The following is a 16,346-nucleotide window of genomic DNA, read 5'->3' on the forward strand; positions in this document are numbered from 1 at the left end:
AGCAGTCAAGATTGAAGCTCTTGCCTCTACTCCGCCGCTTCCAGCGGAGCGATACGGCGGCTCTGCCGAGCCTGCTCGTTATAGTCCTTCTGCCAGTCGGTCGGGCCGTTGGACGGCGCCACCTGCACGGCGGTGACCTTGTATTCCGGACAGTTGGTCGCCCAGTCCGAGAAGTCGGTCGTGATCACATTGGCCTGCGTGTCGGGGTGGTGGAAGGTCGTGTAGACGACACCGGGCGAGACGCGGTCGGTGATCAGCGCGCGCAGCGTCGTTTCGCCGGAGCGGCTCGCGAGCCGCACCCAGTCGCCATCGCGCACGCCGCGGACTTCGGCGTCGTGCGGATGGATCTCCAGCCGGTCCTCGGCATGCCAAACGATGTTTCCGGTGCGCCTCGTCTGCGCGCCGACATTGTACTGCGACAGGATACGTCCGGTGGTGAGCAGCAGCGGATAGCGCGGGCCGGTCCGCTCGTCCGTCGCCACATATTCGGTACGGATGAATTTGCCCTTGCCGCGCACGAAGCCGTCGACATGCATGACCGGCGTGCCGAGCGGCGCCTTTTCGTTGCAGGGCCACTGCACCGAGCCGACGCGGTCGATCAGCTCAAACGAGACGCCGGCGAAGCTCGGCGTGGTCTTGGCGATCTCGTCCATGATCTCGGACGGGTGCGTGTAGTTCCAGTCCAGCCCGATGGCGCGTGCGAGCTCCTGCGTCGCTTCCCAGTCGGCGTAGCGCGCCTTCGGCTCCAGGACCTTGCGCACCATGTTGATGCGGCGCTCGGCATTGGTGAAGGTGCCGTCCTTCTCGAGGAAGGTCGAGCCCGGCAGGAAGACGTGGGCGTAGTTCGCCGTCTCGTTGAGGAAGAGGTCGTGCACGACCACGCATTCCATCGCGGCGAGACCGCCGGCGACATGCTTGGTGTCGGGATCGGACTGCAGGATGTCCTCGCCCTGGATGTAGATGCCCTTGAACGAGCCATCAACGGCGGCGTCCAGCATGTTGGGGATGCGAAGGCCCGGCTCGTCGTCCAGCTTCACGCCCCACAGGCTCTCGTAGATATCGCGCACTGCGTCGCCCGAGATATGGCGGTAACCCGGCAGCTCATGTGGGAAGGAGCCCATATCGCATGAGCCCTGCACGTTGTTCTGGCCGCGCAGCGGGTTCACGCCGACGCCCGGACGGCCGATATTGCCGGTGGCCATGGCGAGGTTGGCGATGGCGATCACAGTGGTCGAGCCCTGGCTGTGCTCGGTGACGCCGAGGCCGTAATAGATCGCGCCGTTGCCGCCCTTGGCATAGAGACGCGCAGCACCCCGGATGGCCTCCGGGTCGACGCCAGACAGCTTGCCGACAGTCTCGGGGCTGTTCTCCGGCAGGGCGACGAAGGAAGCCCAGTCCTGGAATTCGGCCCAGTCGCAGCGCTCGCGGATGAAAGCCTCGTCGAACAGGCCTTCGGTGACGATGACATGCGCCAGCGCCGTCAGCACCGCCACATTGGTGCCGGGCTTCAAAGGCAGGTGGTAGTCCGCCTCGACATGGGCCGATCTCACCATCTCGGTGCGACGCGGATCGATGACGATCAGCTTGGCGCCCTGGCGCAAGCGCTTCTTCAGCCGCGAGGCGAACACGGGGTGCGCGGAAGCCGGATTCGCGCCGATGATCACCGCGACATCGGTGTATTCGACGGAATCGAAATCCTGCGTGCCGGCCGAGGTGCCGTAGGTCTGGCCGAGACCGTAGCCGGTCGGCGAATGGCAGACGCGCGCGCAGGTATCGACATTGTTGTTGCGGAAGCCCTGCCGCACCAGCTTCTGGACGAGATAGGTTTCCTCATTCGTGCAGCGCGAAGAGGTGATGCCGCCAATGGCGCCGCGTCCGTATTGATACTGAATGCGGCGGAATTCCTTCGCCGTGTGGGCGATAGCCTCTTCCCAGCTCACCTCGCGCCAGGGATCGGTGATCTTTTCGCGGATCATCGGCGACAGGATGCGGTCCTTATGCGTGGCGTAGCCATAGGCGAAACGGCCCTTGACGCAGGAATGGCCGTGATTGGCCTTGCCGTCCTTGTAAGGCATCATGCGGATGACCTCGTCATCCTTCACCTCGGCCTTGAACGAGCAGCCGACGCCGCAATAGGCGCAGGTGGTGACGGCCGAGCGCTCCGGCATGCCCTTTTCAAGCACCGTCTTCTCGCGCAATGCGTCCGTCGGGCAGGCCTGCACGCAGGCGCCGCAGGAGACGCATTCGGAAGCGATGAAATCCTCATGCATGCCGGCGACCATGCGTGACTCGAAACCGCGGCCCTCGATGGTCAGCGCGAAGGTGCCTTGCACTTCCTCGCAGGCGCGCACGCAGCGCGAGCAGACGATGCACTGCGCCGGGTCGTAGGTGAAATAAGGATTGGATTCGTCGCGGGCGATATAGTCGACGGCGAGGGAGCCGTGGCCGGGCGCGACCCCATTCTCCTGCTTGACGTGGTTGCGGCCTTCGACGCCGTAACGATTCTCGGTGAGCCCCACCGACTTCGCCACCGCGTCAAACTCGCTGGCGCCGGTTCCGGCCTTCTCGTTCCAGCCGGTCGGATGGTCGGAGACATAGAGCTCCATGACGCCGCGGCGGATCGCGTCGAGCCGCTCGGACTGCGTGCGCACCACCATGCCTTCGCCGACCGGCGTCGTGCAGGAGGCGGGCGTGCCGCCGCGTCCTTCGATCTCGACCAGGCAGATGCGGCAGGAGCCGAAGGAGTCCAGCATGTCGGTGGCGCAGAGCTTCGGAATCTCGACCCCGCCTTCCATTGCCGCGCGCATGATCGACGTGCCTTCCGGCACGGTGATGCTTTGCCCGTCGACGGTCAGGGTCACTTGCTTTGTCGCTTTCGACTCGGGCGTGCCGTAGTCGATCTCCTGGATGAGTGTCGGGAAGTCGGCCTTGATGTTCATCTGCCAGCTCCTATTCAGCCGCCACGCGCGCCGGCGCAGGCTTGAAATCTTCGGGGAAATGCGTGATCGAGCTCATCACCGGATAGGGCGTGAAGCCGCCCAGCGCGCAGAGCGATCCGAACTTCATTGTGTTGCAGAGATCGGTGACCAGCGCGAGGTTCTTGTCCGCCTCGATCCCGGCAGCCACCTTGTCGAGAACCTCCATGCCGCGCGTCGAGCCGATGCGGCAGGGCGTGCACTTGCCGCAGCTCTCGATAGCGCAGAACTCCATGGCGAAGCGCGCCTGCTTCATCATGTCGGCGCTGTCGTCGAACACGGTTATGCCGGCATGGCCGATCAGTCCGTCGCGCTTGGCGAATTCCTCGTAGTCGAAGGGCGTGTCGAAGAGCGCGCGCGGGAAATAGGCGCCGAGCGGCCCGCCGACCTGCACCGCCTTCACCGGGCGTCCCGAAGCCGTGCCGCCGCCGATCTCGTCGACGATTTCGCCGAGCGTCAGACCGAAGGCCGTCTCGAACAGGCCGCCATGCCTGACGTTGCCGGCGATCTGGATCGGGATCGTGCCGCGCGAGCGGCCCATGCCGAAATCCTTGTAGTAGGCGGCGCCCTTGTCCATGATGACAGGCACGGAGGCCAGGCTGATCACATTGTTGATCACCGTCGGCTTGCCGAACAACCCTTGAATGGCCGGCAGGGGCGGCTTGGCGCGCACCACGCCGCGCTTGCCTTCGAGGCTGTTCAAGAGCGAGGTTTCCTCGCCGCAGACATAGGCGCCGGCGCCGACGCGGATCTCCACGTCGAAGGCGTTGGGCGAACCCAGCACGTTGAGGCCGAGCACGCCCGCCTTGCGCGCGATCGCGACCGCCTTGTTCATCGTCGCCACCGCATGCGGATATTCCGAGCGGATATAGACGAAGCTCTTGGTCGCGCCTGTGGCGATGCCGGCGATCGCCATGCCTTCGATCAGCACGAAGGGATCGCCTTCCATGATCATGCGGTCGGCGAAAGTGGCGCTGTCGCCCTCGTCGGCGTTGCAGACGATGTATTTCTGCGAGCCCGCCGTATCCAGCACCGTCTTCCACTTGATGCCCGTCGGGAAGCCGGCGCCGCCGCGGCCGCGCAGGCCGGATTCGGTCACCTGCTTCACGATGTCCGCGGGCGCCATCGCCACTGCATTCTGCAGGCCGTTCAGGCCGCCATGCGATTTGTAGCTGTCGAGCGACAGCGGATCGATGACGCCGCAGCGCGCGAAGGTCAGCCGCGTCTGCTTGGCCAAGAAGGGGATCTTGTCGGGCGAGCCCAGCCAGCGCTTGTGGTGGCCGCCGGTAAGGAAGCCGCTGTCGAACAGGCTCTTGACGTCGGACGGCTTTACCGGCCCGTAGGCGATGCGGCCCGTGTCGGTAGCCACTTCCACCATCGGCTCCAGGAAGTAAGCGCCGCGCGAACCGTTGCGCACGATCTTGGCTTCGACGCCGCGTTCCTTGAGCTCCTTTTCGATCGCTTTGGCGACCTTTTCGGCGCCGAGCGCCAGCGCGCCGGAATCTGCCGGGATATAGATGCGCGGGATCATGAACGCACCTCCGCGACGATCTCTTCGATCTTCTCGTCGTCGAGCCGGCCGATGACTTCGCCGTCGAGCATTGCCGACGGCGAGCAGGCGCAAAGCCCGAGGCAATAGACCGGCTCCAGTGTAACCGATCCGTCGCGCGCGGTCTCGTGGAAATCGATGCCGAGCAACTGCTTGACCTTGGCGGCGACCGCCTCCGAGCCCATCGACTGGCAGGCTTCCGCCTGGCAGAGCTTCAGCACATGCCGTCCTGCGGGCTGGGCGCGGAAATCGTGATAGAAGCTGACCACGCCGTGCACTTCGGCACGGGAGAGGTTCAGCCCGTCGGCGATCACCGGCAGAGCGTCCTTCGGGACGTGCCCGAACTCTTCCTGTATGCTGTGCAGGATCGGCAGCAGCGGGCCCTCGAGGCCCTTCATCTCGTCAATGATCGCCGCCGTGCGCGACGCTATCTCGGTACTTGCGGCCTGCATGGTCACGCAGCGCCCTCCCTGGGTCGTGGCATCCAACCATATGTCGCCCAAACGCTTAGCGATTTTGAGGCGACGACATGCGTGGACGCAATATCGCTAAGTCCTTACGAAATCAGAGGAAACCCCCGAGATCAATAAAGCGCTCCCGTTGCTCGATAGAAATTTTCTATCAGGAGCCGGCGGCCCGCATTGTCTAGCCTAGCGGTGGGCGCGGAAATCGTCCGCCAGCGCCATCGCCTCGTCCAGAAGCGCCTGCACCAGCGGCGTGTGCGGCTCGCGCGGCGCCGCCACCAGCCCGACCGTGTGGCTGGCATCCGGCTCGACGATCGGTATCGCCCTGATCGGTTCGGAAAAGCCAAATGTTTCCGCAAGGTTGAGCGGCATGATCGACGACCATTTGCCGGTCCTGATATGCGAGAACAGCACGATCATCGAATTGGATTCCAGCGTCGGCCGTACCTGCACGCCGGCTTCCGCAAGGTGTTGGTCGATGATGCGGCGGTTCTGCATATCCGGCGTGAGAAGACAGAGCGGCAGCTGGCTGATCTCGGACCAAGTCACTTTGTCGCGGTCGGAATAGGGGTTCCCGACCGCCGTGATCAGCTGATAGCGCTCGTCATAGAGCGGCACGCTGGTGACGCGTCCGAGCGGCTCGTTGTCGAGATAGGTGATGCCGGCATCGACATCGAAATTGCCGAGCAGCGACAGCACTTCGATCGAGGTGCGCGACAGCACCGAGAAGGTGACGCCCGGATGCTTTTCCCGGAACGGCGTCGTCAGCCGCGCCACCATGGCAAGCGCCGTCGGGATTGCCGCGATGCGGATGCGTCCGGACAGACCGTGACGCGCCGCCCGCATCTCCTCGCGCATGGTCCTTGTATCGCCCACGATGCGGCGCGCCCAGCCCAGCACTTGCTTGCCTTCCGGCGTCAGGCCCTGGAAGCGGGAACCGCGCAGCACCAACATGACGCCGAGCTGCTCTTCGAGCTGCTTGATGCCGGCCGATAGAGTCGGCTGCGTGACGCCGCACACTTCCGCGGCCCGGCCGAAATGCTCCTCCTTGGCCAAAGCGATGAAGAATTCCAGCTTGTCGATCATGCCATCCGATCCGCAGCGTTCGGCCCAAGGTCGGGGAAATCGCATCGCTCCGCAAGACGCACGCGCAATCGGACCTCGTCCACACTTTTGACCCGGCTATCTGTTTTCCCGCGCCGCGCGGGGCGCTATGTGGGGTAGGGCGCGGATTGAGGAGGACGACATGCTGGGCTGGTTTCGCAAGCTGTTGCCGCGCGAGGATCGCTTCTTCGATCTGTTCGAGCGGCATTCGCGCACCGTGGTCGGTGGCGCCGAGGCTCTCGAGCAGCTTTTGCAGGGCAAGGACATCGACCGCTGGTGCGAGAAGATCGTCGATCTCGAAAACGAGGCCGACGGCATCACAGCCGAGGTCCTGCTTGCCGTCAGGCGCTCCTTCATCACCCCCTTCGACCGCGGCGATATCAAGGATCTGATCCAGTCGATGGATGATGCCATCGATATGATGCACAAGACCGTCAAGACGGTGAAATTATTCGAGGTCAAGGACTTCGACCCGTTGATGCGGGAAATGGGCGGCGTCATCGTCCAGGCTGCCCGATTGGTCGCGGAGGCGATCCCGCTGTTGGGCAAAGTGGGCGCCAACGCAGCGCGCCTCAATGCCATTGCCGAGGAGGTGATGCGCGTCGAGGGTCGTGCCGACGACCTGCACGAGCAAGGCCTGAAGGATCTGTTCAGGCGTCACGGCCGCGGCGACGCCATGGCTTATATGATCGGCTCGGAGATTTATGGCCAGTTGGAGAAGGTGGTCGACCGCTTCGAGGATGTCGCCAACGAGATCAGCGGCATCGTCATCGAGAACGTTTAGGCGATGGAAGCCGCGATCGCTTTTCCCCTGCTGGTCGGCCTCGTCGCCGTGGCGCTGTTCTTCGACTTCCTCAACGGCCTGCACGATGCCGCCAACTCGATCGCGACCATTGTCTCCACCCGTGTGCTCAGGCCGCATTACGCTGTGTTCTGGGCGGCTTTCTTCAATTTCATTGCCTTCCTGTTCTTTCGGCCTGCATGTCGCCGAGACGGTGGGAAAAGGCATCATCGACCCCAGCATCGTCACACCGGCGGTGATCTTTGCCGCGCTCGTCGGGGCCATCGTCTGGAACATCGTCACCTGGGTCGCCGGCATTCCGTCGAGCAGCTCGCACGCGCTGATCGGCGGGTTGGTCGGCGCGGGCGTTGCCAAGGCCGGAACCGGCGCCATCGTCTGGTCCGGGCTCGGCAAGACGGTCGCGGCCATCGTGCTCTCGCCGGCGACCGGATTCGTGCTGGCGCTCGTCCTGGTTCTCGTCGTCTCCTGGCTGTTCGTGCGCCAGACGCCGTTCGCGGTCGACAATACGTTTCGCGTGCTGCAGTTCTTTTCCGCCTCGCTTTATTCGCTGGGGCATGGCGGCAACGACGCGCAGAAAACCATGGGCATAATCGCCGTGCTGCTCTATTCGCAAGGTGTGCTCGGCCCGACTTTCCACGTACCGCTATGGGTGGTCCTCACCTGTCAGTCGGCGCTGGCTCTGGGCACGCTGTTCGGCGGCTGGCGCATCGTCCACACCATGGGATCGAAGATCACGCGGCTGAACCCCATGCAGGGTTTCTGCGCCGAGACCGGCGGCGCCATCACGCTGTTCGCCGCCACCTGGCTCGGTGTCCCGGTCTCGACGACGCACACCATCACCGGCGCCATCATCGGCGTCGGCGCCGCTCGTCGCGTCTCCGCCGTGCGCTGGGGTATCGCTGGCAACATCGTCGTCGCCTGGGTGATCACCTTGCCGGCGACGGCGGCAATTTCGGCATTGACCTATCTCGCGACGCGACTGGCCGCATGAGGCGGCCCGGGTCGCCGCCGCGTCCTATTCGCCCACCAGGTTCAGGATATTGCCGTCCGGATCCTTGAACCAGGCGACCTTCATGCCGTAACCGACATGGAGGTCGCCCTCGAGCGACAGCCCGGGCATGTCGTAATGCTCGAAAGTGACGCCCTTCGACTTCAACGATTTGACGATCGCACCGATCTGGTCGCCGACCGCCCAAGTCACCGCCGTCGCCTTGTTGGTGCCGGCGAATTGCGAATGGTAGACGTTGATAAGCGTGTCGCCGCTCTGGTAGACGACCAACTCGCCGCCCATGTCGTCTACTTGTTTGAGGCCGAGCGTTCCTTCGTAGAACGCCTTGGCCTTGCCCAAGTCCTTCACCGCGAGATTGGCTGTCGCATTGCTGTTTTGCAGCATGACGGTCTCCTTCACAGATTGTCGTGGTGGCACTGGAGATAGCGCGGGCAGGTCGTTTGACCATTACCAGGCCCGAAGCTAATCCCGATGCAAATCCGACGTCATCCGTCGCTTTCCGGGGCACGCCGGGCGGGCCATTGCGCCACGGCTTGGTTCTGCCGGCAAACTGCACTATCTGGAACGCCAAAGCCCCGAGGAAATGTCATGTCCATCACCAAGGAATCCGTCATCGAGCGCCTGAAGACGGTGAACGGGCCGGACTTCACCGGCAACATCGTCGACCTCGGCATGGTCTCGGAGATTTTCATAGCCGATTCCAAGGTCTTCTTCTCGATCACCGTTCCCGCCGCCCGTGCCCAGGAGCTGGAGCCATTGCGCGCCGCCGCCGAGCGCGCGGTGAAGGCTATCCCCGGCGTCGCCAGCGCCGTCGTCGCGCTGACCGCGGAGAAGAAGGGCGGCGGCATGGAAGCGCCGGTACCGCCGCGCCCGGCTGCCCCGCGGCCCGCCGCTCCGCAGCCGGCGCCGCAGCGCGCCGCGCCGCACGCGCCCGCATCGCAGAGCCACGGCAAGCGCGGCGTGCCAGGCATCGACGCCATCATCGCTGTCGCCTCCGGCAAGGGCGGCGTCGGCAAGTCGACCACCGCGGTCAACCTGGCGCTCGGCCTTGCCGCCAACGGGCTGAAGGTCGGCGTGCTCGATGCCGACATCTACGGCCCGTCCATGCCCAGGCTGCTCAACATCCACGGCCGGCCGCAGACCGTCGACGGCAAGATCCTCAAGCCGATGCAGAATTACGGCCTCAAGGTGATGTCGATGGGCTTCCTCGTCGATGAGGAGACGCCGATGATCTGGCGCGGCCCGATGGTGATGTCGGCGCTGACGCAGATGCTACGCGAGGTCGAGTGGGGTCCGCTCGACGTGCTGGTGGTCGACATGCCGCCCGGCACCGGCGACGCCCAGCTCACCATGGCCCAGCAGGTGCCGCTTGCGGGCGCCGTCATCGTCTCGACGCCGCAGGACTTGGCGCTGATCGATGCGCGCAAGGGCCTCAACATGTTCAAGAAGGTGGACGTGCCGCTGCTCGGCATCGTCGAGAACATGAGCTATTTCCTCGCGCCCGACACTGGCAAGCGCTACGACATTTTCGGCCATGGCGGCGCGCGTCGCGAGGCCGAACGCCTCGGCGTCACCTTCCTCGGCGAGGTGCCGCTGGAAATGGGCATTCGCGAAAGCTCGGATACCGGCGCGCCGGTCGTCGCCTCCAAGCCGGAGGGTGCGGAGGCGAAAATCTACCGCGAGATCGCCTCGAAGGTCTGGGATCGGGTCCAGGAAGAGCGCGGCGCGGCCGAAGCCGCGGTGCCGAGCATCGTGTTCGAGTGATCCCTCCCGTCCACGGGAAGGGTCAGGCGCTCACCTTTTCGCCGAAGGTGGAGAAGAATTGCCCGGCGAGCTTTTTCGACGTCGATTCGATCAGACGGCTGCCGAGCTGCGCGATCTTGCCGCCGACCTCGGCCTTGGCGGCGTATTTGAGGACCGTCCCGTCCGGCCCGTCGGCGGTCAGCGTCACGTCGGCGCCGCCCTTGGCAAAGCCGGCGATGCCGCCCTTGCCTTCGCCCTGGATGGTATAGGAATGCGGCGGCATGAGGTTCTTCAGCGTCACCGCTCCGTTGAAGGTCGCCTTGATCGGCCCGATCTTGAGCACCACGGTCGCCGCCATCTCCGTGTCCGAATTCTTCTCGAGGCTCTGGCAGCCGGGAATGGCTTCTTTCAGGATCTCCGGGTCGTTAAGGGCGTCCCACACTTTTTCCACGGGTGCGGCGATCCGCTCCTCGCCTTCGATCACCAAAGCCATCAAGACCTCCCCGATTTTGCCGATGCCGATTGGTCGTAGCGCGCGGGCCGAAACAAGTCTATCGCACCAAAGTCCGGGTTCCGGCAGCGCCTGCCTCTTGCTTGCGCTCGCGCGTTGTCATATCGATTTGTCATACAAATACGGAGACCACCATGGCAGGCGCCCCCACCAAGAAGAAGAAATTTCGCTCCCAGGAGTGGTTCGATAATCCCGACAATCCGGGCATGACGGCGCTCTATCTCGAGCGTTACCTCAATTACGGCCTGACACGCGCCGAGCTGATGTCGGGCAAGCCGCTGATCGGCATCGCCCAGACCGGCTCCGACCTCTCGCCCTGCAACCGGCATCATATCGAGCTCGCCAAGCGCGTGCGCGAAGGCATCGTCTCGATGGGCGGCATTCCCTTCGAGTTCCCGTGCCACCCTATCCAGGAGACCGGCAAGCGCCCCACCGCGGCGCTCGACCGCAACCTCGCCTATCTCAGCCTGGTCGAGGTACTTTACGGCTATCCCCTCGACGGCGTCGTGCTCACCATCGGCTGCGACAAGACCACGCCAGCGCTGCTGATGGCGGCGGCCACCGTCAACATTCCGGCCATCGCGCTGTCGGTCGGCCCGATGCTCAATGGCTGGCACCACGGCAAGCGCACCGGCTCCGGCACCATCGTCTGGGAATCGCGCCAGCGCCTGTCGGCCGGCGAGATCGACTATGACGAGTTCATGGACATCGTCGCCTCCTCGGCGCCGTCGACCGGCTATTGCAACACCATGGGCACCGCCACGACGATGAACTCACTGGCCGAGGCGCTGGGCATGCAACTGCCCGGCTCAGCCGCGATTCCCGCGCCCTATCGCGAGCGCGGCCAGATCGCCTACGAGACCGGCAAGCGCATCGTCGACATGGTGCATGAAGACCTGAAGCCGTCCGACATCATGACGCGTCAGGCCTTCGAGAACGCCATCGTCGTCAACTCGGCCATCGGCGGCTCGACCAACGCGCCGATCCACCTCAATGCGATCGCCCGCCATCTTGCCGTGCCGCTCGACAATGACGACTGGCAGAACATCGGCCTCAACGTGCCGTTGCTCGTCAACCTGCAGCCGACGGGCGAATATCTCGGCGAGGATTATCACCATGCCGGCGGCGTGCCGGCGGTCGTCGCCGAATTGATGAAGGCCGGGCTGTTGCCGCATCCCGATGCGATCACCGCCAATGGCAAGTCGATCGGCGACAACTGCCGTGACGCGGTCAACGAGAATCACGACGTTATTCGCAGCGCCGACAAGCCGCTCAAGGCCAATGCCGGCTTTATTAATCTCAAGGGCAATCTGTTCGATTCCGCGATCATGAAGACCAGCGGCATCTCGCCGGAGTTCCGCGAGCGCTATCTCTCCAATCCGAACGATCCGGAGGCCTTCGAAGGCAACGCCATGGTTTTCGATGGGCCGGAGGATTACCACGCCCGCATTGACGATCCGGCGCAGGGCATCGACGAGCACACCATCCTGTTCATGCGCGGCGCCGGTCCAGTCGGCTATCCGGGCGGCGCGGAGGTGGTCAACATGCAGCCGCCGGCTTACCTCATCAAGAAGGGCATCCATTCGTTGGCCTGCATCGGCGACGGCCGCCAGTCCGGCACCTCCGGGTCGCCTTCGATCCTCAACGCCTCGCCGGAAGCCGCGATCGGCGGCGGCTTGGCGCTGCTGAAGACCGGCGACCGCGTCCGTATCGACCTGAAGAAGGGCACCGCCAACATCCTCGTCAGCGACGAGGAGATCGCCAGGCGGCGCGCCGCGCTGCAGGGCAATGGTGGCTATCACTATCCCAAGCACCAGACGCCGTGGCAGGAGATCCAGCGCGGCATGGTCGACCAGTTTTCGGCCGGCATGGTGCTGAAGCCGGCGGTGAAGTACCAGGACGTCGCGCACGCCAGCGGCGTGCCGCGCGACAATCACTGAACTTGTTTGGCTCGATCGAAGGGCGGCTTGCGGACGGCGGGCCGCCCTTACTCATGCCCTTGTTTCGGCTCCGTAGCGCCCACAGATAAGCCTGGTCTCAGCGCTTCACGAAGAAGAGACCACCATGGCGAAACGGCGTTCTTCCCTCGGCTTTCTCGGCATGTTCGGCCGCTCGGGCGACTTGCGCCAGCTCGACCAGGCATTGCGTGCGGCCGACCTGCACCCGGCCCTGGTGCCGGAGGGCGTGAAGCTCACCATCGTCAATCTGATGAAGGACCGCTGGCCGGATGAGCCGCCGGCGGGCGCCTATCGATCCGTTGCGCAGCTTTGCGGCTACTGCGTCGCCGGGCCACAGGTGTTCGAGCAGGCCAATGGCCGCGATCCGACCTTGGAGGTCGAGCGCCGTATCGAGGCGGCGCTGGAGGCCGGCGACAGTTTCGACGCGCAAATCGTGCTGATGACGCTGCACGCCAAGCTGATCAATCCAGAAGTGGTCGAGCACTACGGACTGAGCGCCGAGTGACTTGAGCAGAACGGTGAGGCCGGCCTCACCGAAATATCAAGGTGTCCTAGCCGCCCATCTTGCTGCGCGGCAATTTGATCATCTCGCCGAAGCGGGCGCGCAATTTGTCGTCGAGAATGCGCGAGACATGGCGCGGGAAACACTCGGCAAGCACGCGCTTCTTCTCCGCGATAGCCCGCGACAGGATGTCGGGCCGGCCCTTTTCGTTCCATTCCTTGGGCGAGAAACGGTCGCCGACGGCGGGATAGAAATACTCGGTCTGCATCAGCTTCAGCGTCTGATCGTTGCCGAGATAGTGTCCGGGACCCTTGAGGCAGACATCGGCGATGGTGTCGATCGACAGCGCGTCGTCGGTCACCTCGACGCCGCGCACGCAGCGCAGGCAGTGTCCGAGCATGTCGTTGTCGATGATCAGGCTTTCGAGGCAGAAGCCGAGCAGCGAGGCATGCATGCCGGCCGATTCATAGACCAGGTTCAGGCCGGACAAGCCCGCCATGACATTGGTGATGCCCTTCTCGTAACCGGCCTGGATGTCGGGCAGCTTCGAGTCCGACATACCGGCGGCCGAGCCGCCGGGCAGGTCGTAATATTGCGCCATCTGCGCGCAGGCCGCCGTCAGCACCGCCTGCTCGGCCGAGCCGCCGGACATGGCGCCGGTTCTGAGGTCCGAGACGAAGGGCCAGGTGCCGAAGATCGCCGGATGTCCGGGCTTGATGGCGTTGACATAGACCAGGCCCATCAGCACTTCGGCCACCGCCTGCACGACGGCGCCGGCGATCGCTGCAGGTGCCGTGGCGCCAGCCTGGCCGGCCGACAAAAGCAGGATCGGAATGCCGCCTTCGACGCAGGCCTCCAGCACGCCGCAGGCATCCTCGGCGAACTTCATCGGCGGCACGACGAAGCAGTTCGAGTTCGATACGAAGGGCCGCGCCCGGAAATTCTCCTCGCCGCCGGCGATCGCATAGAGCATTTCCAGCGCCGGCTTGACGTTCTCGCGCACGGTGAACGAGGTGCCGACATGCTTGGATGTCCCCATCACGCAGGCATAGAGCGTGTTGAAATCCATATCGAGCGGGTCGGGAATATCGCGCGGCACCATGGTGCGCTGGAAGAAATGGATGTTGTCCAGCCCGTCGACTAGACGGGCGGCGTCGTAGAGATCCTGCAGCAGCGATTCGCGATATTCGCGCTTCTCGACGTCGACCAGATGCACCGCCGCGCCCGCCGTGCCGAAATGCACGCGTTTGCCTTGGATCAGCATGTCGTGCTTCGGATCCTGGCCGTAGAGGGTGAAGTTGCGCGCCGCCTTCTTGATCGTGTCCAGCACGAGCGCGCGGGGCAACCGGATGCGGCCGTCGTCGCCATAGGTGGCGCCGACCCGAGTCAGTGCTTCGGTGCAGGACGGAATGGCATTGGCGAAGCCGACCGTCTCCAGGAGCGTCAGCACCGCTTCGTGGATGCGTTCCCGGTCGTTCTGGCTCAATGGGCCATAGCTGCCACCTTCAAGCCCCGCCCGCACCGGACGGATGTCGTCGGCCAAGGGCGCGGCGCGCATCGCGCGCCGCGCTTCGCGCCCGCCGGACCGCCGCGAACGCTGGTCCGACGACGATTCCTGCTTCTCGAGAGCCACTGACATGGAAGCACTCCACCTTTGTCTTATCTGCGAGGCGATCCGCGGCGGTTGGTCCACCATCGGCTGTCTCGTCCCCTTCTGGCCCCGACTATGCCGCCGGCATTGGTGCAGCCTATGGGCCAGTCATTTCCGTCGAATATGCCAGGGTCCTAAAGCAACAGGAGTGCGTCAAAACGAAAAGAGCCGGCCCGGGCCGGCTCTTTTTCGGGACTTCTGTGGCGATCACGCGGCCGCCGGCCTGCGTCCGGCGGCGGTGGCGAGTTCGCGGATACCCGGCTCGATATGCTGCAGCGAGATCGAGGAGATGCCCAAGCGCATGAAACGAGAGGGCTTTTCGCTGCGGTCGAAGAATCGGTCGCCGGGTTCGATGATGACGCTGCGCGAAGCGGCGGCTTCCGCCAGGCCGCGTGAATCGGTGCCGCGCGGGCCCTCCAGCCAGAGCGATGTGCCACCCGCCGAGTCGGTCGAGCGCCACTCTGGTAGGAAAGCGGAAATCGCATGGACCAGACGCTTGCGCCGCTCGTCGAATGCGGCGGAAAGCCTGCGCACCAGCGCCTCGTGATGGCCGAGCGACAAAAACAGCGCCACCGCGCGCTGGTTGTTCGCAGGCGGGTGCCTCAGCATGAAGCGGCGCAGCGCGCGAAGCTCGGCGATCAGCCCCGCGGAGGCGACGATGTAGCCAAGCCGGAGGCCCGGAGCCAGCGTCTTCGACATCGAGCCGACATAGATGACGCGGCCCGAGCGGTCGAGGCTCTTCAGCGCCTGCTGCGGCGCCTCGTCGAGGAGTTGGCTGTCATAGCCGTCCTCGATTATGATCTGGTTGTTGCGGTTGGCCCGTGCCAAAAGATCCTGCCGCCGCTCCGCCGACAAAGGCACCATGGTCGGGCAGTGGTGGCTGGGCGTGACGAAGACGAAGCCGGAATCGCTGGGGATCGCCGAGGTGACGATGCCCGACTGGTCGACCGGAACCGGCTGGATATCGGCGCCGGCCAGCCGAAAGATCGAGCGGGCGTCCGGATAGCCGGGGTCTTCCATCGCCACTTTCGAGCCCTTGGTCATCAAAAGCGAAGCCAGCATATAGAGCGCGTTCTGCGCGCCCAGCGTCACGATGATCTCGTCCGGATTGGCGAAGATGCCGCGGCGCGGCAGAAGCCTGGCCTGGATTTGCTCGATCAGCAGCGGATCGTCGCGATCCACCATGTCGGACGCCCAGTTGCGGATCTCGAGCACGGCGAGCGCCATGCGGTTGCATTCGCGCCATTCGGCAGTCGGGAACAGCGCCGGGTCAAACTGGCCGTAGACGAACGGGTAGGAGGACTTGATCCAGTTGTCGTGCTTGGCCGGCGGCGGCATGTCGCTGGCAGCGATCTGCCTGCGCGCCTTCCAGTCGATCTCGTTTTGCTGGTCAGGCGCCTTCTGGTGCGGCTTGGCGGGGGTGGCCAGCACGTCCGGATTGACGAAATGGCCGCGCCGCTCGCGCGCCACCAGGAAGCCCTGGTCGACCAGCTGCTGGAAGGCGAGCACCACCGTGCCGCGGGCAACCCCAAGTTTTTCCGCGAGAATTCGGCAGGACGGCAGCGGCATCGAGGCGGCGATCTGCCGGTCGAGAATGGCCGCGACGATCGCCTGGCGGATCTGCGCCTGGAGGGTTTGGCCGGATTCAGCCGAAATCCGGAACAGGCCGGACCATATGGCCGTGTCATTGCGCTGTGGCATGGGAATTCTTCCTCGGATGGCCAGCTGTTTTCACTTGGCTGGACCAGTGGAGTGTATGGGTGGCATAAGGGGTTGCGCCAATCAATTTTTCTGATCGCTGGGATTTATGCCAGTGATCTATCAAGGCGCGATGCGAAGCATCGTCGCCCCGCGTCTAAGCGCGATGCGAAGCATCGTCGCGGCAACACCCAAGCGCGACGCGAAGCATCGTCGCGGCGCGACGCGCAGCTCCGTCGCCCATCGCGCTCCCCACCCTCGCGGTGAAAATTCCCGCACCCTCACCGTCCAAGACCGCCCTCATCAAAGCGTGATGCAGTGCGGCAAAGCCGCGCTTGAACGAAATGGAAATCGGCTCAATAGAATGACGCGCCGACATG

Annotated in this window: 12 protein-coding genes and 1 pseudogene; 5 read left to right on the plus strand and 8 right to left on the minus strand. The window is 64.5% G+C overall.

Annotated elements, in window-relative coordinates; translation table 11 throughout:
- Positions 1-26: 26 nt before the first annotated feature.
- From fdhF to ACVMIM_RS07080, 4 genes are all read right to left on the minus strand, one after another.
- Positions 27-2,939, minus strand: coding sequence for a formate dehydrogenase subunit alpha (gene fdhF, locus ACVMIM_RS07065; RefSeq protein WP_476111359.1), 2,913 nt, complete (start codon positions 2,937-2,939; stop codon positions 27-29).
- 10 nt (positions 2,940-2,949) lie between these two features.
- Positions 2,950-4,506, minus strand: a complete 1,557-nt coding sequence (locus ACVMIM_RS07070) for a formate dehydrogenase beta subunit (protein WP_476111360.1) — start codon at positions 4,504-4,506, stop codon at positions 2,950-2,952.
- Positions 4,503-4,982, minus strand: coding sequence for a formate dehydrogenase subunit gamma (locus ACVMIM_RS07075; RefSeq protein ID WP_040994464.1), 480 nt, complete (start codon positions 4,980-4,982; stop codon positions 4,503-4,505). The genes ACVMIM_RS07070 and ACVMIM_RS07075 overlap by 4 nt, the downstream gene beginning before the upstream one ends.
- Positions 4,983-5,174: 192 nt before the next feature.
- Positions 5,175-6,074, minus strand: a complete 900-nt coding sequence (locus ACVMIM_RS07080; RefSeq protein ID WP_278047312.1) for a LysR family transcriptional regulator — start codon at positions 6,072-6,074, stop codon at positions 5,175-5,177.
- A 160-nt stretch (positions 6,075-6,234) separates the two neighbouring features.
- Between ACVMIM_RS07080 and ACVMIM_RS07085 the strand changes: the two genes are divergently transcribed.
- Positions 6,235-6,876 carry a DUF47 family protein gene (locus ACVMIM_RS07085; protein ID WP_476111361.1) on the plus strand — a complete coding sequence of 214 codons (642 nt, stop codon included), beginning with the start codon at positions 6,235-6,237 and terminating at the stop codon, positions 6,874-6,876.
- Between the two features lie 3 nt (positions 6,877-6,879).
- Positions 6,880-7,885 (plus strand): annotated as a pseudogene (locus tag ACVMIM_RS07090) (inorganic phosphate transporter).
- A 24-nt stretch (positions 7,886-7,909) separates the two neighbouring features.
- Here ACVMIM_RS07090 and ACVMIM_RS07095 read toward each other — a convergent pair.
- Positions 7,910-8,287 carry a VOC family protein gene (locus ACVMIM_RS07095; protein ID WP_476111362.1) on the minus strand — a complete coding sequence of 126 codons (378 nt, stop codon included), beginning with the start codon at positions 8,285-8,287 and terminating at the stop codon, positions 7,910-7,912.
- Between the two features lie 204 nt (positions 8,288-8,491).
- Here ACVMIM_RS07095 and ACVMIM_RS07100 point away from each other — a divergent pair, with 204 nt between their 5' ends.
- Entirely contained in the window at positions 8,492-9,667 is a 1,176-nt protein-coding gene (locus ACVMIM_RS07100) for an Mrp/NBP35 family ATP-binding protein (RefSeq protein ID WP_476111363.1), read from the plus strand.
- A gap of 22 nt (positions 9,668-9,689) precedes the next feature.
- Here ACVMIM_RS07100 and ACVMIM_RS07105 read toward each other — a convergent pair whose 3' ends face one another.
- A complete protein-coding gene (locus ACVMIM_RS07105) occupies positions 9,690-10,139 on the minus strand; it encodes an SRPBCC family protein (RefSeq protein ID WP_476111364.1) in 450 nt (149 codons plus the stop codon).
- Between the two features lie 152 nt (positions 10,140-10,291).
- Between ACVMIM_RS07105 and ACVMIM_RS07110 the strand changes: the two genes are divergently transcribed.
- Entirely contained in the window at positions 10,292-12,097 is a 1,806-nt protein-coding gene (locus ACVMIM_RS07110) for an IlvD/Edd family dehydratase (protein WP_476111365.1), read from the plus strand.
- Between the two features lie 124 nt (positions 12,098-12,221).
- Positions 12,222-12,620, plus strand: a complete 399-nt coding sequence (locus ACVMIM_RS07115) for a hypothetical protein (RefSeq protein WP_476111366.1) — start codon at positions 12,222-12,224, stop codon at positions 12,618-12,620.
- A 46-nt stretch (positions 12,621-12,666) separates the two neighbouring features.
- On the opposite strand, the gene ACVMIM_RS07120 is transcribed toward ACVMIM_RS07115, so the two are convergent.
- Complete coding sequence (locus ACVMIM_RS07120) at positions 12,667-14,256, minus strand: trimethylamine methyltransferase family protein (RefSeq protein ID WP_476111367.1); 1,590 nt, start codon at positions 14,254-14,256, stop codon at positions 12,667-12,669.
- A 219-nt stretch (positions 14,257-14,475) separates the two neighbouring features.
- Positions 14,476-15,969 carry a MocR-like pyridoxine biosynthesis transcription factor PdxR gene (pdxR, locus tag ACVMIM_RS07125; RefSeq protein WP_040993852.1) on the minus strand — a complete coding sequence of 498 codons (1,494 nt, stop codon included), beginning with the start codon at positions 15,967-15,969 and terminating at the stop codon, positions 14,476-14,478.
- Positions 15,970-16,346: the final 377 nt, after the last annotated feature.

The sequence above is a fragment of the Mesorhizobium sp. USDA 4413 genome (genome assembly GCF_056280365.1).